The organism is Chromobacterium sp. ATCC 53434, from assembly GCF_002848345.1.
GTDB lineage: Bacteria > Pseudomonadota > Gammaproteobacteria > Burkholderiales > Chromobacteriaceae > Chromobacterium.
This window is the reverse complement of sequence record NZ_CP025429.1, coordinates 1,304,470-1,324,101: the sequence shown is the minus strand read 5'-3', so window position 1 is coordinate 1,324,101 and position 19,632 is coordinate 1,304,470. Positions and strand designations below refer to the sequence as shown.

Here is a 19,632-nt window from a genome sequence, read left to right as displayed (position 1 = left end):
TGTTTTTCCGCGAATCCGGCTGGACTCAGCGGCCGATCATCCAATCGACATAACGATTGACGCCCTCGTCGACCGACAGCATCGCGGTCTCGTAACCAGCCTCGCGCAGCTTGCCGATGTCGGCCTGGGTAAAGCTCTGGTACTTGCCCTTCAAGGCGTCCGGGAACGGAACGTATTCGACGATGCCCTGCTGCACCATCTCGTCCAGCGTCAGCGCCGGCTTGCCCTCATGGCGGCGGCAGGCGTTGACGGTGGCTTGCGCGACGTCGTTGAACGGCTGCGAACGGCCGCTGCCCAGATTGTAGATGCCGCTCTTGCCCGGATTGTCGAGGAAATGCAGATTGACCTTGACCACGTCCTCCACCGAGACGAAATCGCGGCTCTGCATGCCGTCGCCCCAACCGTCCCAGCCGCCGAACAGCTTGACCTTGCCATGCTCGCGATACTGGTTGAAATGGTGGAAGGCCACCGACGCCATCCGGCCCTTGTGCTGCTCGCGCGGACCATAGACGTTGAAATAGCGGAAACCGGCCGCCTGCGCGGTCAGGCCTTCCTTCATCCGCTGGCGCAGCACCTGGTCGAACAGGAACTTGGAATAGCCGTAGACATTCAACGGACCCTCGTACTGGCGCTCTTCCTTGAACACCGTGCCCTTGCCGTAAGTGGCGGCGCTGGAGGCGAACAGGAACTGGATTTCCTGATGCTGACAGTAGTCGAACAAGGCCAGCGTGTACTGATAGTTGTTGTCCATCATGTACTTGCCGTCGTGGTTCATCGTGTCCGAGCACGCGCCCTGGTGCAGGATGGCGGACAGCTCGCCCTCGTACTCCCCGTCCAGCAGCAGGTGCAGAAACTCATGCTTGTCCAGATAGTGCGATATCTCGCAATCGACCAGATTGTGGAATTTGTCGCCGCTGCTGAGATTGTCGACGGCGATGATGTCGGTGATGCCGCGCTGGTTAAGACCCTTGACCAGGTTGGAACCGATGAAGCCGGCGGCGCCGGTGACGACGATAGTCATGTGTTGATCCTTGCTCTGTGACGGGCTTTCGACGCCCGGCAATTTAAGTTGTTCAAAAACCCGCGCCCGGCGTGGCCAGATAAGCGAGCTCGGCGGCGGTGCTGGTTCGGCCCAGCGCCGCGTTGCGGTGCGGGAAACGGCCGAATTCGGCGATCACCTGCTGATGCCGCCTGGCGTAATCAAGATAGCTGGAGCCGGGCAAAACGGCGTCCAGCGCGGAAAACAGCTGGACCGAACGCCGCTGGTCGTCCTGGTCCTCGCTATGCTCGAACGGCAGATAGACGAATATCCTGGCCACAGGCGGCAATAGCTGATCCAGTCCATGCTCCAGCGCCAGCGTCGCGCCGACGCGCGCCTTTTCGTCGCAGGCAAACGCCATCGCCTCGCCGCGAAACAGATTGCGCGAAAACTGGTCGGCCACGATCAGCCAGGCCAGCGCCTCGCCGGCATCACCGGCGTCGATGGACCACTCTTCCCGCTCCAGTCGCGACCAAAGCGGCAGAAAGCGCTGTCGGATGGCGGCGTCGAACGCATCGTCGCGACGGAACCAGATCTCGCGCGGCGTGCCGAGCCTGGCGGCGTCCACGCCGCCAAACCAGAACGCCAGAACCTCCCGCGCCGGATTCGCGCTCAAAATCGACATCGCCGCTCCTCGACAACTGAACGCGTCCGGCATGCCGGACGCCTCTTTACAAAGCGAACAACTCGCGCTGCGTGCAGACCGCGGTGCCCAGCTTGCCCACCACCACGCCGGCCGCGGCGTTGGCCAGGCTCATCGCCTCCGGCAACGCCAGACCAGCCGCCATCGCCAGGCCCAGGGTGCCGATCACGGTATCGCCGGCGCCGGACACATCGTAGACCTCGCGCGCGAAAGTCGCCTGATGCAACGCGCCGTCGGCGCGGAACAAGGTCATGCCCTCCTCGCTGCGGGTCACCAGCAGCGCATCGAGATTCAATTCCGCGCGCAAGGCCTGGGCCTTGTCCGTCAAAGCCTGCTCGCCCTGCCAGCTGCCCGCCACTTGACGGAACTCGCTGCGGTTCGGCGTCAACAGCGTGGCGCCGGCATACTTGCTGTAATCGTCGCCCTTCGGGTCGATCAGCACCGGCTTGCCGGCCGCGCGCGCCATGTCGATCATTTCCGCCACATGGGTCAGCCCGCCCTTGCCGTAGTCGGACAGGATCACCACATCATGCTCGGCGACCACCGCGGCGAACTCCTGCAGCTTGTCGGTCAAAATCTCGCGGCTGGGCGCGTCCTCGAAATCGAGACGTATCAGTTGCTGCTGACGCGCCACCACCCGCAGCTTGACCGTGGTGGCGATATTGGCGTCGCGCTTGAACGAGGTGGCGATGCCATCGTCCACCAGCAGGCGCTCCAACGCGTCGGCCGCCTCGTCGCACCCCACCACCGACAGGATGGTGGCCTTGCCGCCGAGGCCGGCGATATTGCGCGCCACATTGGCGGCGCCGCCTGCCCGCTCCTCGCAGCGGCTGATCCGGGCTACCGGCACAGGCGCTTCCGGCGAGATGCGGGAGACGTCGCCGAACCAGTAGCGGTCCAGCATCACGTCGCCTACCACCAACACCCGGGCTTTCGACAGATCGCCCGCCAAGCTCGCGCTTTCCAGCCCAAGATCTTGCATCAAACTCATAACACAGTCCTCTAGCGGCCAATGGCCAAATAATCAAAACCCTGCTCGCGCAGCCAGATCGGGTCGTACATATTGCGCCCGTCTATGATCAGCGGCTGTTTCAGGCTGCTGCGGATAAGATCGAAATCCGGCGCGCGGAACATCTTCCATTCGGTGACGATCAGCAAGGCGTCGGCGCCGTCCAGCGCCGCCATCATGTCGTCGGCGAAGGAAAGCCGGGCATTGTCGCCCATCACCCGCCGCGCCTCGCGCACCGCCACCGGATCGTAGGCGACGATTTCAGCGCCGCGGCGCGACAGCTCGTCCACCAGCACCCGGCTCGGCGCCTCGCGCATATCGTCGGTATTCGGCTTGAACGCCAGGCCCCACATCGCGAAGCGGCGGCCGGACAGGTCTTCGCCGAAGCGCGCCGTCACTTTTTCGACCAGGCGCAGCTTCTGCGCGTCGTTGGCCTCCTCCACCGCGGCGAGCACCCGCAGCGTGTGGCCGTTTTCCTTGGCGGTCTGCACCAGCGCCTTGACGTCCTTGGGGAAGCAGGAACCGCCGTAGCCGACGCCCGGGTACAGGAAATGGTAGCCGATGCGCGGATCGGAACCGATGCCCAGCCGCACCTGCTCGATATCGGCGCCCATGGTCTCGGCCAGATTGGCCAGCTCGTTCATGAAGGAGATGCGGGTGGCCAGCATCGCGTTGGCGGCGTACTTGGTCAATTCGGCCGAACGCACGTCCATCAGCAGCACGCGCTCGTGGTTGCGCTGGAACGGCTTGTACAAGCGGCGCATGATGTCGGCGCCGCGCTCGTCGTCGACGCCTATCACCACGCGGTCCGGCCGCATGAAGTCGTCTATCGCCGCACCTTCCTTCAAAAACTCCGGATTCGACACCACGCTGAACGGGATGTCGGCGCCGCGCAAGGCCAGTTCGTCCTCGATCGCGGCGCGCACCTTGTCGGCGGTGCCGACCGGAACCGTGGACTTGTCGACCACCACGCGGTAGTCCGTCATGTGGCGCGCGATATTGCGCGCGGCGGCCAGCACGTATTGCAGATCAGCCGAGCCGTCCTCGTCCGGCGGCGTGCCCACCGCGATGAACTGGACTTCGCCGAAGGCGACCGATTCGGCCACATCGGTGGTGAAGTGCAAGCGGCCGGCGGCGACATTGCGCTTGACCATGTCCTCCAGGCCCGGCTCGAAAATGGGGATGCCGCCGTTCTGCAGGATTTCGATCTTGCGCGGGTCCACGTCCAGGCAGCAGACGTGGTAGCCGGTCTCCGCCAGGCAGGTGCCGGTCACCAGACCGACGTAGCCGGAACCAATCACGGTGACTTTCATGCCTGCCCCGCCCGGAAACGGACGATGTCCTGGTTGATGGCGCGCAGCGTGGCCAGCGGGTCGGCGGCGCCGGTGATCGCGCGACCGATCACCAGATAGTCGGAGCCGGCCTCCAGCGCGGCCAGCGGCGTCATCACGCGGCGCTGATCGTCGGTGGCGCCGTCCACCAGGCGTATGCCCGGCGTCACCAGCTGGAAGTCCCCGCCGAGCTCCCGCTTCAACATCACGGCTTCCTGCGCCGAGCACACCACGCCGTCCAGTCCGCAATCGCGGGTCAGCGTGGCCAGCCGCAACACATGCTGCTGCGGCGAGACGTCGATGCCGATCTCGGCCAGATCCGACGACTCCATGCTGGTCAGCACCGTCACCGCGATCAGCAGCGGACGCTGGCTATAGCCGGCCAGCGCCTCGCGCGCGGCCTCCATCATCCGGCGGCCGCCGGACGCGTGCACATTGACCATCCACACGCCGGCCTCGGCCGCGGCCTTGCAGGCCTGGGCCACGGTATTGGGAATATCGTGGAACTTCATGTCCAGGAAAACCTGGAAACCGCGCGCGACCAGCGACTCCACCAGGCTGCGCCCGCTGGCGGTAAACAGCTCCTTGCCCACCTTCAGGCGGCACTCCGACGGATCCAGCCGGCTGGCGAAGGCCAGCGCGCCGGCGGCGTCGGCGAAGTCCAGCGCCACCACCACCGGCGAAACCACCGGCGCGTCACCGCTTGCAATCAGAGGATTCATTGATGCTCCATCATTCTCATTATTAACGCGCGGCCCCTCGGCTCGCGCGGTATTCAAACAGGATCAGGCTTCCGAGCGGTTGGCGGTGAAGCTTTCCCACTCGCCGCAGGCCGGGCAGTGCCAGAAAAAGGCGCGCGAACGGAAATTGCAGCACTTGCACCGATGCACGCTCAGACGCTGCGAGTGCTTGAGGATCAGCGCCCGCGCCACTTCGGCGTCCATGCGGCCCTCCGGGGACAGCTCGTCCATCTGCGCCTCTATCATCCGGTACACGCCGGCCAGGCTCGGGCGCGCGTACACCGCCTCGCGGACGCCTTCCAGCGCCCTGGCCTCGCCTTCATAGGTAGCGATCTTCTGGTACAGAAGATCGGTCAACTCCAGTTGCGGGAAGGTGCGCTGGTAGCCGCGCAGCAGCGCGATGCCCTCCAGCGGCCTGCCCTGCCTCTCGTAAGCGTCGAACAGCCGCTCCGCGGCCATCGCCAGGTATTCGTAATTCTGTTTCTCTATGCTTTGCCAGGCGGCGATCGCCGCATCGAAAGCGCCTTCGGCGAACTCGATGTCGCCGAGAATCAGGCTGGCGCGCACGCACTTGCGGTTGGCCGCGATGGCTTCGGCCACATATTGCCGCGCCTGGGAATGATCTGATTTGTACAATTCGCCCTGCGCAAGTTCACAATAGAACTGCGCAACCTCGTGCTGGAACGAGTGCGCGTCGCTGCGCAGCTCCCTGGCGGTTTCGATAGCCTTCTGCCAATCGCGGTCCTGCTGATAGATGTCCAGCAGCTGACGGCGCGCCGCCAACGCCATATTGCTGTTCAGCAGCTTCAGCAGGATTTCCTCGGCGCGATCGACCAGACCGGCCTTGCGGAAATCCTGCGCCAACTCGTTGCGGACCAGATCCCGGTGTTCGCCCGGCAGGTCGGACGAATCCAGCATCTGCTGGTGCAAGCGGATGGCGCGGTCGTTCTCGCCGCGCCGGCGGTACAGCTTGCCCAGCACATGCTGCAACTCCAGCGCCGCGCCTTGCTGGCGCGCCACTTCGGCCAGCGCCTGCGCCGCGACGTCGGTCTTGTCGTCGACCAGCGCGTCCAGGCCGCGGTAATACGAGCTCGGCACCGACTTCGCCTGTTTCAGCACCGTGCGCATATCCACCCGGGCCGCGAACCAACCCAGGCCGAAAAAGGCCGGAAACAGCAACAGCCACCACAAATCGAGTTCCAACTGCAATCCTTTCGGGACGGTAAGACAGGCCGCGGACGCGGCCCGGGGGAAAGACATCAATCGGCGATGGCGTCGCTGGGATCGTTGAGCACCTTGCTGGCGGGCGGACGGTTGCGCAACTCTTTCTTCAGCTGCGACAGCTCACGGCGGGTCTTCAGATAGAAACTGAACGTGGCCAACAGGCCGACCACGGCGCCCACCACGAAAAACAGCAGCAGGAATACGATGAACGGCGCCGACCAGGACTGGCCGAAGAACAGCTTGAATTCGACCGAATGGCTGTTCTGCACGGAAACCGCGATCAATAACAGCAGCAGGGCCAGTTCGACGATACGCAACAAATATCGCATGAGTTCGCTCGGTGAGTTTGCCGGAGTGCAATTTTAAACGATAGCCGGCGACAACCCAAGCCGCGACACGCGGCAAAAACGAAAAAAGCGCCGCATCAAGCGGCGCTTTCGACAATCAAGCTGCGCGGAAACTGCGATCAGACCGGAGCCTGTTCGGCGAGGGACAGGTCCACTCGCTCTCGCAATTCCTTGCCGGCCTTGAAATGAGGCACGTATTTCTCAGGAACCGAGACGCTGGTGCCCGACTTCGGGTTGCGGCCGACGCGCGGCGGACGGTAGTTCAAATCAAAACTACCGAAGCCGCGGATTTCGATCCGGCTTCCCTGAGCCAGGTTGTTGGCCATCGCGTCCAAAATGGTCTTGACGGCCAACTCAGCATCTTTGTAGACCAACTGAGAATTGCGCTCGGCCAGTCGCTCCGACAGCCGCGCGATCAGCTCAGATTTGGTCATGACGCGATTACTCGTTGGAACCGGACAGCTTAGCCTTCAGCAGGGCACCCAGATTGGTGGTACCGGCGGAAGCGCTGTCAACGGACAGGCTCTTCAGAGCAGCGTTGTCGTCCTGAGCATCCTTGGCCTTGATCGACAGGCTGATATTGCGGGACTTGCGGTCCACTGCGACGATCACGGCTTCAACGGCATCGCCATCCTTCAGGACGGAGCGAGCGTCTTCCACGCGGTCACGGGACAGTTCGGAAGCGCGCAGGTAGCCTTCAACATCGGCGTCCAGAGCGACAACCGCGCCCTTGGCGTCAACGGACTTGACCACGCCCTTGACCAGGGCGCCCTTGTCGTTCATCGCAACGTAGTTGTTGAACGGATCGCCTTCCAGTTGCTTGATGCCCAGGGAGATGCGTTCTTTTTCCACGTCGATGGACAGAACAACGGCTTCAACCTCGTCACCCTTCTTGAACTTGCGGACGGCTTCTTCGCCGGCTTCGTTCCAAGACAGGTCGGACAGGTGAACCAGGCCGTCGATGCCGCCCGGCAGACCAACGAACACGCCGAAGTCGGTGATGGACTTGATCGCGCCCTTCAGCTTGTCGCCCTTGTGGAAGTTGTCGGCAAACTCGTTCCACGGGTTGGCCAGGCACTGCTTCATGCCCAGGGAGATACGACGACGGTCTTCGTCGATTTCCAGGATCATGACTTCCACTTCGTCGCCAACCTGAACCACCTTGGACGGGTGTACGTTCTTGTTGGTCCAGTCCATTTCGGACACGTGCACCAGGCCTTCGATGCCTTGTTCGATTTCCACGAACGCGCCGTAGTCGGTCAGGTTGGTCACCTTGCCGAACAGACGGGTGCCGGACGGGTAGCGGCGGGACAGGCCCACCCACGGATCTTCGCCCAGTTGCTTCAGACCCAGCGATACGCGGTTCTTCTCTTGGTCGAACTTCAGTACCTTGGCTTCGACTTCGTCGCCCACGGCCAGAACTTCGGACGGGTGCTTCACGCGGCGCCATGCCAGGTCGGTGATGTGCAGCAGGCCATCGATACCGCCCAGGTCAACGAACGCACCGTAGTCGGTGATGTTCTTGACGATACCCTTGATGACTGCGCCCTCTTTCAGGGTTTCCAGCAGTGCCTTGCGCTCTTCGCCCAGGGTTTCTTCCAGCACCGAGCGGCGGGAAACCACGACGTTGTTGCGCTTGCGATCCAGCTTGATAACCTTGAACTCGATCTGCTTGTTTTCGTACGGGGTGGTGTCTTTCACCGGACGCACGTCGACCAGGGAACCCGGCAGGAAGGCGCGGATGCCGTTGACCATGACGGTCAGGCCGCCCTTGACCTTGCCGCTGATCAGGCCGGACAGGATGGTGCCGGCTTCCAGAGCTTCTTCCAGCTCAACCCAGGCAGCCATGCGCTTGGCTTTTTCGCGGGACAGCTTGGTCTCGCCGAAGCCGTTTTCCAGCGCGTCGATGGCGACGGTGACGAAGTCGCCGATGGCAACTTCAACAACGCCTTGGTCATTCTTGAATTCTTCAGCCGGAATCAGGGACTCGGACTTGAGGCCTGCGTTCACGGTTACAAAGTTGGAATCGACTGCCACGACTTCGGCAGTGATCACTTCGCCCACGCGCATATCGTGCAGGGTGAGGCTTTCCTCGAACAGTTGAGCGAAGTTTTCCATGGAGAGGGTAGTCATCAAGCGTACTCTCGGTTGCAGGCCTTGCGGCTTGCGGGGTTAGGGTTGAACACGCGGTCGCTATTGCAATGCAACAAAAACGACCGTTAAAAAATCAATGGCCGGAAACCTGTCTTTCCTCGAACCACATGAGGACCTTGTCGACCGCCTGGTCTATGGTCAGCTCCGTGGTATCGAGCAAAAAGGCGTCCGGCTCCTGGCGCAGCGGCGCTACCGAACGGGCGGCGTCGCGCTCGTCCCGTTCAATAATGTCCTGCTTGATCTGTGCGAGGTTAGCAGATTCCCCCTTGCCGATCAACTGCTTATACCGACGCAGCGCCCTCTCGTCGGCGCTGGCGGTCAAAAATATCTTCAAGGTGGCGTCAGGAAACACCACCGAGCCCATGTCTCGGCCGTCGGTCACCAGGCCCGGCGCCAGCCGGAAATCGCGCTGGCGCTGCAATAGCGCGGCCCGCACCGCCGGCAGCGCGCCGACCTTGGACGCGCCGATGCCGATTTCCTCGGCGCGGATGTCCAGGCTGGCATCGTTGCCGTCCAGCCACACCGCGCCGTCGGCGAATTCCACCGGCAGGCCGGCGGCGGCTTCGGCCAGCGCGGCCTCGTCGTCCCAGGCGATGCCGCGACGGCGGGCATGGAGCGCCAGCAGCCGATACAGCGAACCCGAATCGAGATAATGGAAGGCCAGCCGCGCGGCGACCAGGGCCGCCACCGTACCCTTGCCGGAGGCGGACGGGCCGTCGATGGTAATTACCGGAACTGTCATGGAAATCCTGATCCTGTTGCAATCGCCAAACCGCTCCGCCGCTGCGGAACGGGCCGGCCAAACCGCGCATTGTAACCCAAGTGGTGTGGCGTGGTGCCGCGCAAGGCAATTGCAAGCGCCCGCCGCTGGCGGGTACAGTGTCCCTTACTCATCGAACCGCATTCTGAAAACGCGACCCCATGGAACAACTGCACCTGTCCCCCTGCGCCCGCCTCGGCGGCGCCATCAAGCTTCCCGGCTCCAAGAGCATCTCCAATCGCACGCTGTTGCTGGCGGCGCTGTCCGGCGGCAGCACCCTGGTCCGCGATCTGCTGGACTCCGACGACATCCGCCACATGCTGAGCGCGTTGAAACTGTTGGGCGTCAAGATCGAGCAGCAGGGCGACAGCCGCGATTTTCGCGTCTACGGCTGCGGCGGCGACTTCCCGGTGAAAAACGCCGAACTGTTCCTCGGCAACGCCGGCACCGCCTTCCGCCCGCTGACCGCGGCGCTGGCGCTGATGGGCGGCGACTACCAGCTGTCCGGCGTGCCGCGCATGCACGAGCGCCCGATCGGCGACCTGGTCGACGCGCTGAACGCCGCCGGCGCCAGCATCCAGTACCTGGGCCAGCCCGGTTTCCCGCCGCTGGCCATCGCGCCGGCCGACGTGCGCTGCGCCCGGCCGATACAGGTGAAGGGCGATGTCTCCAGCCAGTTCCTCACCGCGCTGTTGATGGCGCTGCCGCTGACCGGCGGCCAGGCCGAAATCGAAGTGGTCGGCGAGCTGATCTCCAAGCCCTATATCGAAATCACGCTGAACCTGATGGCGCGCTTCGGCGTCCGCGTCGAGCGCGACGGCTGGCAGCGCTTCATCATCCCGGGCGGCCAACATTATATTTCGCCGGGCGAAGTCTACGTCGAGGGCGACGCGTCCAGCGCCTCCTACTTCCTGGCGGCCGGCGCGCTGGCCGGCGGTCCGATTCGGGTAGAGGGCGTTGGCGAGGCCAGCATCCAGGGTGATGTGCGTTTCGCCGAGGCGCTGGAATTGATGGGCGCGTCGGTGCGCCGCGGCGACAACTGGATCGAAGCCCGCGCCGAAGGCCGGCTGAAGGCGATAGACCTGGACTGCAACCACATCCCGGACGCGGCGATGACGCTGGCGGTGGCCGCGCTGGCCGCCGACGGCACCACCACGCTGCGCAATATCGCCAGCTGGCGGGTCAAGGAAACCGACCGCCTGTCGGCGATGGCGACCGAATTGCGCAAGGTGGGCGCGACAGTGGAGGAAGGCCCGGACTACATCCGCGTCACGCCGCCGGCCGCGCTGACGCCGAACGCCGAGATCGACACCTACGACGATCACCGGATGGCGATGTGCTTCTCGCTGGTTTCGCTGTTGGGCGCGCCGGTCGTCATCAACGATCCCAAATGCGTGGCCAAGACCTTCCCCGACTATTTCGAGGCGCTGGCGGCGCTTCAGACACAGTAATCACAATATATTGATGAATTAATCGATAGACTCCACAATATATCGATTACAAAGGAGTCTATCGATGAGCGATCTGTTCCGGATGCGCCGCGATTTCATGCGGCGCTTCGACATCCCCTCCCCCTCCCGTCCCGAATTCCAGCCCGAGCAGCTGGCGATGTGGCAGACCATGCTGGACGAAGAGCTCGACGAGCTCAAGCAGGCGCTGACCGACTACCGCGCGCTGCCGGCGCAATCGCCGCAGCAACAGCTGCAAAGCCGCGCCGAACTGACCGCCGAGGCCGTCGACGTGCTGAATGTGGTGTGCGGCCTCCTGCTGTCGCAGGGCCTGCCGCTGGAAGCGATGTGCAAGGCGATACACGACGCCAATCTGCGCAAGTGCGTCAACGGCCAGGTGGTGCGCCGCGCCGACGGCAAAGTCTTGAAGCCGGAGGGCTGGCAGCCGGCCGACAAGCTGGGCGTGATACGCGACGCCGAGGCTCGCGGCGTCCTTCCCTTTTCTTGAAGTGGATTAAAACCCACCCAGGCTTGAGCGGCTAAGCTTGCAATATGTTCGAATCAAAACAACAGGAGCCGACATGTTGCGCAACACCCCACACAGCTATGGCAAAATCGCCCGCGCGCTGCACTGGCTGTGCGCGCTGGCCGTGATCGCCGCGCTGGTCTTCATCGAGCTGAAAGGCAACTTCCCCAAGGGCGATCCGGTCCGCGGCGCGCTGAGCTACGCCCACATTCAGGCGGGGCTGATCATCCTGCTGCTGGTGCTGCCCCGGCTGGCCTGGCGGCTGGGCAATCCGCCGCCGGGCATCTCTCCCTCTCCCAGCCCGCTGATGACGCTGCTGGCCCACGCCGGACACTGGGCGCTGTACGCGCTGATGCTGGCGCTGCCCATCCTGGGCATCGCCTTCATCCAGGCCAAGGGCGGCGAAGTGGCGCTGTTCGGCCTGCCGCTGCCGACGCTGCTTGCCGTCAATCCGCTCCAGGGCAAGGAACTGAAGGAAATCCATGAACTGCTGGGCAATGCGCTGCTGTGGCTCAGCGTGCTGCACGCCGCCGCAGCGGCATGGCATCACTTCATCGTCAAGGACGACACCGTCACCCGGCTGACCGGCACCATGCGCTGACTCACCCCTTCTCCCGGCTGGAGCCCCGCGCCAACAACCGGCCCGACAGCACCACCTTGCGCAGCGGCCGCTCCGGCTGCCGCAGCCGTTCCAGCAGCATTTCCATCGCGACGCGGCCGATCTCGTCGACCGGCTGCGCGATCACCGTCATGCCCGGATCGGCCAGCTCGGTCCAGCTGTCGTTGTCGAAACCGGCCAACGCCAGTTGGCCCGGCACCACGACGCCCGCCGCCCGCACCGCCTTCACCGCGCCCAGCAGCAACAGGCCATTGCTGGCGACCAGGGCCTCCGGCGCGTCCGCCTCCGCCAGCCATGTCGCCACCGCCGCCTGCGCGGCCTCGGCGCTGGGCGCGGCGAAGCGCGCCGCCGCCGGCAACCCCGCCCTTTCCATCGCCTCGGCGAAACCGGCGTGGCGCTCCGCCCCGGTGCTGCTGGTATTGCCGAACAAGCCGCCGATGCGGCGATAGCCGCGCTCCAGCAGATGCTCGACCAACTGCGCGGCGGCTGTCCTGTTGTCCAGCAGCACCGCGTCGCAGCGGGCGGCGGCGCCCGCGCGGTCTATCATCACCACAGGAAAACCCAGGCCGGCGACATCCAGCGCGTCGACGCCCGCCCGGGTGGCGGAGAAGATCACCCCGCTGACCCTCTCCTCCTGCATCAGTCTGAGGTACATCGCCTCCTTGTCGGGATTCTCGTCGGTATTGCACAGGATCACCCGCATGCCGGCGCGGTAGGCCACGTCCTCCACCGCCCGGCTCACCGCAGTGAAGAACGGATTGCGGATATCGGACACGATCAGGCCGATGGTGCCGGAATGCTGGGAGCGCAGCCGGCGCGCCGACAGATTGGGCCGATAGCCGCTGGCGGCGATGGCCGCCTCCACCCTGGCTTTCAGCGCCGCGCTGACCGGACCGTTGCCGAGCGCGCGCGACACCGTGGCGACCGACACTCCAGCCAGACGGGCGACATCCTTGATGCTGGTAGTCATGAGGAAAACGTTTTCAGTTAACAACGGCGATGCTGCGCCAATCATCGCCGGCTGGCAAGCGCCAGCCCCGCCTTGCGGCGCCAAGAGCAGCAGAAATGCTGGATATCGTCCGCCATACCGGATTGACAGCAGAAATGTAATCGTTTTCAATCGAACCATCGCGCAGCCGCCAAAACGAGGTCCACCGTGTCCGACTCCCCGCTCACCCCGCAATTGATACGCCTGGGCTGCCGCCCGGCCGGCAAGGAGGCCGCGATCCGCGAGGCCGGCGCCATGCTGGCCGACGCCGGCCGCATCGCCCCCGACTATATCGACAGCCTGCTCAGACGCGAGGCGGTGGCCAACACCTATCTCGGCCACAGCATCGCCATCCCGCACGGCATGGTCGAGGACCGTTCGCTGGTGCTGCGCACCGGCGTCGCCGTGCTGCAGATCCCCGACGGGCTGGAATGGAATCCGGGCCAGCGCATCCATCTGCTGTTCGCCATCGCCGCCCGCTCCGACGACCACTTGGTGATGCTGCGCCAACTGACTCGGCTGCTGCAGGACGAGGCGCGGCTGCTGCCGCTGTTTCACACAGCCGACCCCGCCGAGCTGATCGCCGCGCTGGAGCCATCGGTCGCCGACCCGCTGCCAGATGGAGAGGCCCAGGATCTGGACCACGGCCAGGAATGGCGGCTGGACTACCCCAACGGCCTGCACGCCCGGCCGGCCTCGCTGTGGTCGGAGGCGGCCAGACGCAGTCCGGCGCGGCTGCAAGTACGCCACGGCGGCCGGACGGCCGACGCCAAGAACCTGCTCTCGCTGCTGCAACTGGGGCTGCGCCATGGCGATCTGGTCTCGGTGTCGGCCCGCGGTCCGCAGGCCGAGGCCGGCGTGGACCTGCTGCTGAAGGCGATGCGCGAAGCCAGCCTGGCCGAGCAGACCGCCGCCGCCATCGCCGCCCAGCGCGCCGGCGCCCGCAAGACCGTCGGCTGGCAGCCAGCGGGCGCTCCGCTGTCGCTGCCCGGCGTCGCCGCCAGTCCCGGCCTCGCCATCGGCACCGTGCGCGTGCTGGCCGGCGAACAACTGCAAGTGCCGGACCGGCCGATCAGCCTGGCCGAAGGCGGCGACCGCCTGCATCAGGCGCTGGCCGACACCCGGCGGCAATTGTCGCAACTGGCCGACGCCACCCAGGCCACGCTGGGCGCCGCCGAGGCCGGCATCTTCCGCGCCCAGGCCGAACTGTTGAACGATACCGATCTGATCACCTTGAGCTGCCAGCTGATGGTGGCCGGCCACGGCGTCGAATGGTCCTGGCACCAGGCGGTGGAAAGACTGGCGGAAAAAATATCGGCGCTGGGCAATCCGATGCTGGCCGCCCGCGCCGCCGACCTGCGCGACGTCGGCCGTCGGGTGCTGCTGCAACTGGACCCCTCATTGCAAACCCGCGCGTCGACCGACTTCGGCCCCGACACCCTATTGCTGGCGGCCGACCTCGCGCCATCGGACACCGCCGCCCTGGACCTGTCGCGGATCAAGGGCCTGGCCACCGCCCACGGCGGCCCGACCGCCCATACCGCCATACTCGCCCGCACGCTGGGCCTGCCGGCGCTGGTGGCCGCCGGCTCGGCGCTGCTGGACGTCGCCGACGGCAGCCCGGCGATACTCGACGGCGACGCCGGCCGGCTCTATTTGAACCCGAGCGACGCGGATCTCGACTCAGCGCGCGACTGGCAACGGCGACAGCGCGACGAGCGGGACAAACAACAGGCGCAGCGGCAACAGGCGGGCCAGACCGCGGACGGCCGCCGGATCGAGATCGCCGCCAACATCAACCGGCCGGACCAGGCCGCCGCCGCGCTGGACGCCGGCGCCGAGGGCGTGGGCCTGATGCGCACCGAATTCCTGTTCCTGGAACGCGAGGCCGCGCCGGACGAAGAGGAACAACTGGCCACCTATCTGGCGATGCAGCAGGCGCTGCAGGGGCGGCCGCTGATCGTCCGCGCGCTGGACATCGGCGGCGACAAGCAGGTGCCCTATCTGAACCTGCCGCGCGAGGACAACCCCTTCCTCGGCATGCGCGGCGCGCGGCTTCTGCTGTCCCGCCGCGAGCTGCTGGAACCGCAGCTGCGCGCGCTATATCGCGCCGCCAAGGCCGGCAAACCGTTGTCCATCATGTTTCCGATGATCAGCTCGCTGAAGGAGATCACTCGGCTGAAGGGCCTGTGCGAAGGCGTGCGCAAGGAACTGGACGCGCCGCAGCTGCCGATAGGCATCATGGTCGAGGTGCCGGCCGCCGCGCTGCTGGCCGACCAGTTCGCCCCCTATGTCGACTTCTTCTCCATCGGCACCAACGATCTGACGCAGTACGCGCTGGCGATGGACCGCCAGCACCCGGAGCTGGCCGCCGAGGCCGACAGCCTGCACCCGGCCGTGCTCAGGTTGATCCGCCAGACCGTCGAGGGCGCGGCGGCGCACAAGCGCTGGGTCGGCGTCTGCGGCGGCCTCGCCGGCGATCCGCACGGCGCGGCCGTACTGGCCGGCCTCGGCGTGGACGAGCTGTCGATGAGCCCGAACGACATCGCCGCGGTCAAGGCGATGTTGCGCCGCCACGATCACGCCAGGCTGCGGGAGCTGGCCGAACAGGCGCTGGCCTGCGACAGCGCCGAGGAAGTGCGGCAATTGCTGGAGGGGCTGGCATGAGCGGCGCCATCCACACCGTCACCGCCAATCCGGCGCTGGACCAGACCGTGACGCTGGACGCGCTCGCGCCAGGCCGCGTCAACCTGGCGCGCGACGTCCGCCTCAATGCCGGCGGCAAGGGCGTCAATGTCGCCGCCTGCCTCGCCGACTGGGGGCTGCCGGCCGATGTCCACGGCCTGCTCGGCCGCGACAACGCCGCGCCGTTCGAGCGGCTGTTCGCCGACAAGGGCATCGTCGACCGCATGCTGCGGCTGGACGGCTCGACGCGCACCAATATCAAGCTGGCTGAACTCGGCAACGGCGACACCACCGACATCAATCTGCCCGGCATCGCCGCCGGCGAGACCGAACTGGCCGCGTTGTCCGCCGGGCTCGCCGGCATCGCCGCCGGCGACATCGCGGTGCTGGCCGGCAGCCTGCCCCCCGGCCTGCCCGTCGACGCCTGGGCGCGGCTGTGCGTTCGGCTGAAACGGCAAGGCGTCTGGGTGCTGCTGGACAGCAGCGGTCCGCCGCTGGCCGCGGCGCTGGCCAACCCGCCGGCCGCCCTGCCCGACTGCGTCAAACCCAATCGCGACGAGCTGGCGCAATGGGCCGGACAGGAGCTGGCCGGCCTGCCCGACGTCGTCGACTGCGCCCGGCAACTGCAGCGGCGCGGCGTCGCCCGGGTGGTGGTGTCGCTGGGCGAGCAAGGCGCGCTGCTGGTCGACGCCAACGCCGCGCTGCTGGCCAGCCTGCCGCCGCAGCGGCCGCTGAGCACCGTCGGCGCCGGCGACGCGCTGGTGGCCGGCCTGGCCGCCGCCCGTCGCCAGGGCCTGGACGCGGCCGACAGCCTGAGACTGGCGGTAGCCTTCGCCGCCGCCAAGCTGCAGCGCGTCGGCCCGCAACTGCCGCCACCCGATGACGTCCGCGAGCTGGCCGCCGCCGTCAGCCTCAGCACACTCTAAAAATAAGGAGAAAGACATGGACATCGCCGCCATCATCCGCGCCGGCGCGCGCAGCACCCAGGCCTTGCTCGCCGCCGAGGCGCTGCGTCAGGCGGCGCGACGGCAAGGACGAAGCATCGAGATCGAGATCGACAAACAGCCGGCGCTGGACGAGGCGGCGCTGTCCAAGGCTGGCCTGATCCTGCTGGTGGATTGCGCCGACGATACGCGCGGCGCCGGCCGGCCTGCGCGCCGGACCACGCTGGACGCGGTGCTGGCCGACCCGGCGGCACAGCTGGAAGCAGCCTTGGACACGCTCAGCATCGTCGCCGTCACCGGCTGCCCGACCGGCATCGCCCACACCTTCATGGCAGCCGAGGGCCTGGTCCAGGGCGCGAAGGCGCTGGGCCACGCGATTCGGGTGGAAACCCAGGGCTCGGTCGGCGCGCAGGACGCGCTGACGGCGACCGAAATCGCCGCCGCCGACCTGGTGCTGATCGCCGCCGACACCCAGGTGGCGCTGGAGCGCTTCGCCGGCAAGCGGCTGTTCGCCAGCGGCACCAAGGCCGCCATCGGCGACGGACAGGCGCTGATCCGCCGCGCGATCGACGAGGCCCGGCCCTGTGCCGGCGCCGCCCAGGCGGCCGAACCCTCCCGGGAAAAGTCCAAGGACGGACCATACAAACACCTGATGACCGGCGTGTCCTTCATGCTGCCCTTCGTCACCGCCGGCGGCATCCTGATCGCGCTGGCGTTCGCGCTGGGCGGCATCTACGCCTTCGACGACGCCCACAAGGGCACGCTGGCGTGGTCGCTGTTCCAGATCGGCGCCAAATCGGCCTTCGCGCTGATGGTGCCGATACTGGCCGGCTACATCGCCTACTCCATCGCCGATCGGCCCGGCATCGCGCCCGGCATGGTCGGCGGCATGCTGGCCGCCGGCCTCGGCGCCGGTTTTCTCGGCGGCATCGTCGCCGGCTTCATCGCCGGCTACCTCACCCGCGAACTGAACCGCCGCATCCGCCTGGGCCCTCAGCTGGACGGACTGAAGCCGGTACTGATCCTGCCGGTGCTCGGCACGCTGCTGACCGGCTTGCTGATGCTTTACGTCGTCGGTCAGCCGGTGGCCTCGCTGCTGGCCGCGCTGACCTCGGCGCTGAAGGGCATGCAGGGCGGCAGCGCCCTGCTGCTGGGCGCGATCCTCGGCGCGATGATGGCCTTCGACATGGGTGGGCCGGTCAACAAGGCAGCCTACGCCTTCGCCACCGGCCTGATCGCCAGCCAGGTGTACACGCCGATGGCGGCGGTGATGGCGGCCGGCATGACGCCGCCGCTAGGCATCGCGCTGGCCACCCGGCTGTTCGCCGACCGCTTCAGCGCCGACGAGCGCGAGGCCGGCAAGGCCGCCGGCGTGCTGGGCCTGGCCTTCATCAGCGAAGGCGCGATTCCGTTCGCCGCCCGCGATCCGCTGCGGGTGATCCCGGCGCTGATGGCCGGTTCGGCGCTGGCCGGCGCGATCTCGATGAGCGTCGGAGCCGAACTCAAAGTGCCTCACGGCGGCGTGTTCGTACTGCCGATCCCGAACGCGGTGGAACACCTGGGCGGCTACCTCGCCGCGCTGGCGGCCGGCACCGCGCTCACCGCCGTCATGCTGCGGCTGCTGAAGCAAGCGGCAACAAACCGCTAGCCCACGCATCCGCGCTGCCTCAAAAACCAAGGACCCGACAGCCATGCTGTCGGGTCCTTTCGTATCTACGTCGCCATCCAACCGGGTTCGTCGACTCTTACCCGGCCATCGGCAAATCGGGCAGGCCATCGGCCCTGGCGGCCCTCCAGCGCGGTTGCCTATCCAGCAGGACCGCCACCTTGTCGACCAGGGTTTGCGGCATGATCCCGCTCATGCAGATAGGCACTTCGAACCCGCGCGGACAGGCATCGCTCCATGAGTCGACGCTCCACCAGCAGTTGCGGCATTCCTGAGCGCCGACATTCATATTCTCCGGATAGCTGAAATACTCGATGTTGGTGGGACCAAACAGCACTACCGCAGGTATGCCGATTGCCGCGGCCAGATGCACCAGTCCCGACTCGGAATCGATATGCAACAGCGCCTTCTTCATCACCGCAACCGACTCCGGCAACTTGGTTTTCCCACGCAGACAAACATCGACGCCCTCGATGATCTCCCCGGTCTCCCCTCCTAGCTGCACGATCTTCAACTGCGGGAAACGCAGCTTCAACAAGCGGACCAGCAGATTCCAGGAGTCGATCGGATATGCCTTGGTCGGCCGAGACGAAGCCAAAGTCATCGAGTTATCCCAGCCGTCATGGACTGTGATATACAAATCGCCAGACCGAATCTCATTGCTTGGCCAGTTTTTCGGAATTTTGACCGGCAGTTGTGCGCCGGAATAGGCAATACCGGCCAATTGATGCAAGCCCTTTTCCCTGGTCAAGCCTCTCTCAATCGCATAGTCGGAAAACGCGCCATCCAGCGACGGCTGATGGTGTATGAATGCACCGAGATTGGCCTGATTGCTTTCAATCCGCCGCAATACGCTCGCCAGCTTGGGCGCAATGGACTCAATCCTGGCCAGATTTCTGCTGTAATCATCAAGCTGGAAATAGTGCGTCAGGATCCCTGCCACATCATAAGTGCTTTTCAAACGATTAAAATGCGCATCGTCCAGCACCTTCCTGACACCGGTCAGATTGGCAAAAATAAACTTCAATACTTGCGGGCCATTGAAATAAACATCGACCTGCACGGACGAGCCACACCCCATGACCAAGTCTCTTAACAGGCGAGCATGAATCACGGCGTCACCCACGCCGCCTGCCAAGCGGAAAGCCAAAACCACCTTGCCGTGTTGTCGCAGAGATTCGACCTGCTTTTTGACATCCAGACGAAGTTCGCGAGAGCGCAAAGAAAGCACACGCTTTCTGATGCGCTTGATCACTTCCGACACAAAATAATTTGACACTGAAGCCACGCCGATATTCGAGCGCATCAGATTCTTGAATTTGCGCCCACCTCGAACCAGAAAGCTGGACTTACGCCTAGCCCTCAATCGTTCAACTCGATGCAACTTCAACTTCTTCAACTCATGATTCGAGTATCGCTTTTCCATATTCAGCACAAAAACTTTCACTTTCATACTGCAAAAACAAGCAACCCGCCAACACGGCCATCCAGTACAAATCGTGTCAACTC

The 19,632-nt window shown here is 65.3% G+C and carries 18 protein-coding genes; 6 read left to right on the top strand and 12 right to left on the bottom strand.

Annotation, left to right across the window (positions count from 1 at the left end; genetic code table 11):
• Window positions 1-25: 25 nt before the first annotated feature.
• From rfaD to cmk, 10 genes are all read right to left on the bottom strand, one after another.
• Window positions 26-1,021, bottom strand: coding sequence for an ADP-glyceromanno-heptose 6-epimerase (gene rfaD / locus CXB49_RS06330; RefSeq protein WP_101707608.1), 996 nt, complete (start codon window positions 1,019-1,021; stop codon window positions 26-28).
• A gap of 52 nt (window positions 1,022-1,073) precedes the next feature.
• Window positions 1,074-1,664 carry a DUF924 family protein gene (locus tag CXB49_RS06325; protein WP_101707607.1) on the bottom strand — a complete coding sequence of 197 codons (591 nt, stop codon included), beginning with the start codon at window positions 1,662-1,664 and terminating at the stop codon, window positions 1,074-1,076.
• Window positions 1,665-1,710: 46 nt separating this feature from the next.
• A complete protein-coding gene (gene rfaE1, locus CXB49_RS06320) occupies window positions 1,711-2,673 on the bottom strand; it encodes a D-glycero-beta-D-manno-heptose-7-phosphate kinase (protein ID WP_101707606.1) in 963 nt (320 codons plus the stop codon).
• Window positions 2,674-2,684: 11 nt separating this feature from the next.
• The gene (locus CXB49_RS06315; protein ID WP_101707605.1) at window positions 2,685-4,004 is read right to left on the bottom strand and encodes a UDP-glucose/GDP-mannose dehydrogenase family protein; all 1,320 of its coding nucleotides are present in this window, start codon (window positions 4,002-4,004) and stop codon (window positions 2,685-2,687) included.
• On the bottom strand, window positions 4,001-4,744 hold the full coding sequence (pyrF, locus tag CXB49_RS06310; RefSeq protein WP_101707604.1) for an orotidine-5'-phosphate decarboxylase: 744 nt from the start codon (window positions 4,742-4,744) through the stop codon (window positions 4,001-4,003). The genes CXB49_RS06315 and pyrF overlap by 4 nt, the downstream gene beginning before the upstream one ends.
• Before the next feature lie 63 nt (window positions 4,745-4,807).
• Window positions 4,808-5,965 (bottom strand): lipopolysaccharide assembly protein LapB, encoded by a 1,158-nt coding sequence (gene lapB, locus CXB49_RS06305; RefSeq protein ID WP_199406793.1) that lies wholly within the window; start codon window positions 5,963-5,965, stop codon window positions 4,808-4,810.
• A 56-nt stretch (window positions 5,966-6,021) separates the two neighbouring features.
• A complete protein-coding gene (locus CXB49_RS06300; RefSeq protein WP_101707602.1) occupies window positions 6,022-6,315 on the bottom strand; it encodes a lipopolysaccharide assembly LapA domain-containing protein in 294 nt (97 codons plus the stop codon).
• A gap of 137 nt (window positions 6,316-6,452) precedes the next feature.
• Window positions 6,453-6,767 (bottom strand): integration host factor subunit beta, encoded by a 315-nt coding sequence (locus CXB49_RS06295; protein WP_101707601.1) that lies wholly within the window; start codon window positions 6,765-6,767, stop codon window positions 6,453-6,455.
• A gap of 7 nt (window positions 6,768-6,774) precedes the next feature.
• The gene (rpsA, locus tag CXB49_RS06290) at window positions 6,775-8,466 is read right to left on the bottom strand and encodes a 30S ribosomal protein S1 (protein ID WP_101707600.1); all 1,692 of its coding nucleotides are present in this window, start codon (window positions 8,464-8,466) and stop codon (window positions 6,775-6,777) included.
• A gap of 94 nt (window positions 8,467-8,560) precedes the next feature.
• Complete coding sequence (gene cmk, locus CXB49_RS06285) at window positions 8,561-9,229, bottom strand: (d)CMP kinase (RefSeq protein ID WP_101707599.1); 669 nt, start codon at window positions 9,227-9,229, stop codon at window positions 8,561-8,563.
• A gap of 179 nt (window positions 9,230-9,408) precedes the next feature.
• On the opposite strand from cmk, the gene aroA reads away from it, so the two are divergent.
• From aroA to CXB49_RS06270, 3 genes are all read left to right on the top strand, one after another.
• Window positions 9,409-10,698: a 3-phosphoshikimate 1-carboxyvinyltransferase gene (gene aroA / locus CXB49_RS06280; RefSeq protein ID WP_101707598.1), complete on the top strand. Its 1,290-nt coding sequence runs from the start codon at window positions 9,409-9,411 to the stop codon at window positions 10,696-10,698.
• Between the two features lie 64 nt (window positions 10,699-10,762).
• Window positions 10,763-11,203 (top strand): nucleoside triphosphate pyrophosphohydrolase family protein, encoded by a 441-nt coding sequence (locus CXB49_RS06275; RefSeq protein WP_101707597.1) that lies wholly within the window; start codon window positions 10,763-10,765, stop codon window positions 11,201-11,203.
• Window positions 11,204-11,276: 73 nt separating this feature from the next.
• Complete coding sequence (locus tag CXB49_RS06270; RefSeq protein ID WP_101707596.1) at window positions 11,277-11,822, top strand: cytochrome b; 546 nt, start codon at window positions 11,277-11,279, stop codon at window positions 11,820-11,822.
• Between the two features lies 1 nt (window position 11,823).
• Here the strand turns inward: CXB49_RS06270 and CXB49_RS06265 are convergent, their stop codons facing one another.
• The gene (locus CXB49_RS06265) at window positions 11,824-12,810 is read right to left on the bottom strand and encodes a LacI family DNA-binding transcriptional regulator (protein WP_101707595.1); all 987 of its coding nucleotides are present in this window, start codon (window positions 12,808-12,810) and stop codon (window positions 11,824-11,826) included.
• Between the two features lie 186 nt (window positions 12,811-12,996).
• Between CXB49_RS06265 and ptsP the strand changes: the two genes are divergently transcribed.
• Genes ptsP through CXB49_RS06250 form a run of 3 tightly spaced genes read left to right on the top strand, consistent with a single transcriptional unit; the run spans window position 12,997 to window position 18,105 of the window.
• Window positions 12,997-15,495, top strand: a complete 2,499-nt coding sequence (gene ptsP, locus CXB49_RS06260; protein ID WP_101707594.1) for a phosphoenolpyruvate--protein phosphotransferase — start codon at window positions 12,997-12,999, stop codon at window positions 15,493-15,495.
• Window positions 15,492-16,439: a 1-phosphofructokinase gene (gene pfkB, locus CXB49_RS06255; protein ID WP_101707593.1), complete on the top strand. Its 948-nt coding sequence runs from the start codon at window positions 15,492-15,494 to the stop codon at window positions 16,437-16,439. Before ptsP ends, pfkB begins: the two co-directional genes overlap by 4 nt.
• A gap of 16 nt (window positions 16,440-16,455) precedes the next feature.
• Complete coding sequence (locus tag CXB49_RS06250) at window positions 16,456-18,105, top strand: PTS fructose transporter subunit IIC (RefSeq protein WP_101707592.1); 1,650 nt, start codon at window positions 16,456-16,458, stop codon at window positions 18,103-18,105.
• A 97-nt stretch (window positions 18,106-18,202) separates the two neighbouring features.
• Here the strand turns inward: CXB49_RS06250 and CXB49_RS06245 are convergent, their stop codons facing one another.
• Window positions 18,203-19,429: a glycosyltransferase family 9 protein gene (locus CXB49_RS06245; protein ID WP_158300636.1), complete on the bottom strand. Its 1,227-nt coding sequence runs from the start codon at window positions 19,427-19,429 to the stop codon at window positions 18,203-18,205.
• Window positions 19,430-19,632 lie beyond the last annotated feature (203 nt).

Excerpts from the sequence above, each read along its gene's own strand:
- CXB49_RS06325 (WP_101707607.1), bottom strand. The coding sequence starts at position 1,664 with ATGTCGATTTTGAGCGCGAATCCGGCGCGGGAGGTTCTGGCGTTCTGG.
- cmk (WP_101707599.1), bottom strand. The coding sequence starts at position 9,229 with ATGACAGTTCCGGTAATTACCATCGACGGCCCGTCCGCCTCCGGCAAG.
- pyrF (WP_101707604.1), bottom strand. The coding sequence starts at position 4,744 with ATGAATCCTCTGATTGCAAGCGGTGACGCGCCGGTGGTTTCGCCGGTG.
- rfaD (WP_101707608.1), bottom strand. The coding sequence starts at position 1,021 with ATGACTATCGTCGTCACCGGCGCCGCCGGCTTCATCGGTTCCAACCTG.
- pfkB (WP_101707593.1), top strand. The coding sequence starts at position 15,492 with ATGAGCGGCGCCATCCACACCGTCACCGCCAATCCGGCGCTGGACCAG.
- CXB49_RS06315 (WP_101707605.1), bottom strand. The coding sequence starts at position 4,004 with ATGAAAGTCACCGTGATTGGTTCCGGCTACGTCGGTCTGGTGACCGGC.
- CXB49_RS06245 (WP_158300636.1), bottom strand. The coding sequence starts at position 19,429 with ATGCGCTCGAATATCGGCGTGGCTTCAGTGTCAAATTATTTTGTGTCG.
- aroA (WP_101707598.1), top strand. The coding sequence starts at position 9,409 with ATGGAACAACTGCACCTGTCCCCCTGCGCCCGCCTCGGCGGCGCCATC.
- CXB49_RS06275 (WP_101707597.1), top strand. The coding sequence starts at position 10,763 with ATGAGCGATCTGTTCCGGATGCGCCGCGATTTCATGCGGCGCTTCGAC.
- rfaE1 (WP_101707606.1), bottom strand. The coding sequence starts at position 2,673 with ATGAGTTTGATGCAAGATCTTGGGCTGGAAAGCGCGAGCTTGGCGGGC.
- CXB49_RS06270 (WP_101707596.1), top strand. The coding sequence starts at position 11,277 with ATGTTGCGCAACACCCCACACAGCTATGGCAAAATCGCCCGCGCGCTG.
- CXB49_RS06250 (WP_101707592.1), top strand. The coding sequence starts at position 16,456 with ATGGACATCGCCGCCATCATCCGCGCCGGCGCGCGCAGCACCCAGGCC.
- CXB49_RS06300 (WP_101707602.1), bottom strand. The coding sequence starts at position 6,315 with ATGCGATATTTGTTGCGTATCGTCGAACTGGCCCTGCTGCTGTTATTG.
- CXB49_RS06265 (WP_101707595.1), bottom strand. The coding sequence starts at position 12,810 with ATGACTACCAGCATCAAGGATGTCGCCCGTCTGGCTGGAGTGTCGGTC.
- CXB49_RS06295 (WP_101707601.1), bottom strand. The coding sequence starts at position 6,767 with ATGACCAAATCTGAGCTGATCGCGCGGCTGTCGGAGCGACTGGCCGAG.
- rpsA (WP_101707600.1), bottom strand. The coding sequence starts at position 8,466 with ATGACTACCCTCTCCATGGAAAACTTCGCTCAACTGTTCGAGGAAAGC.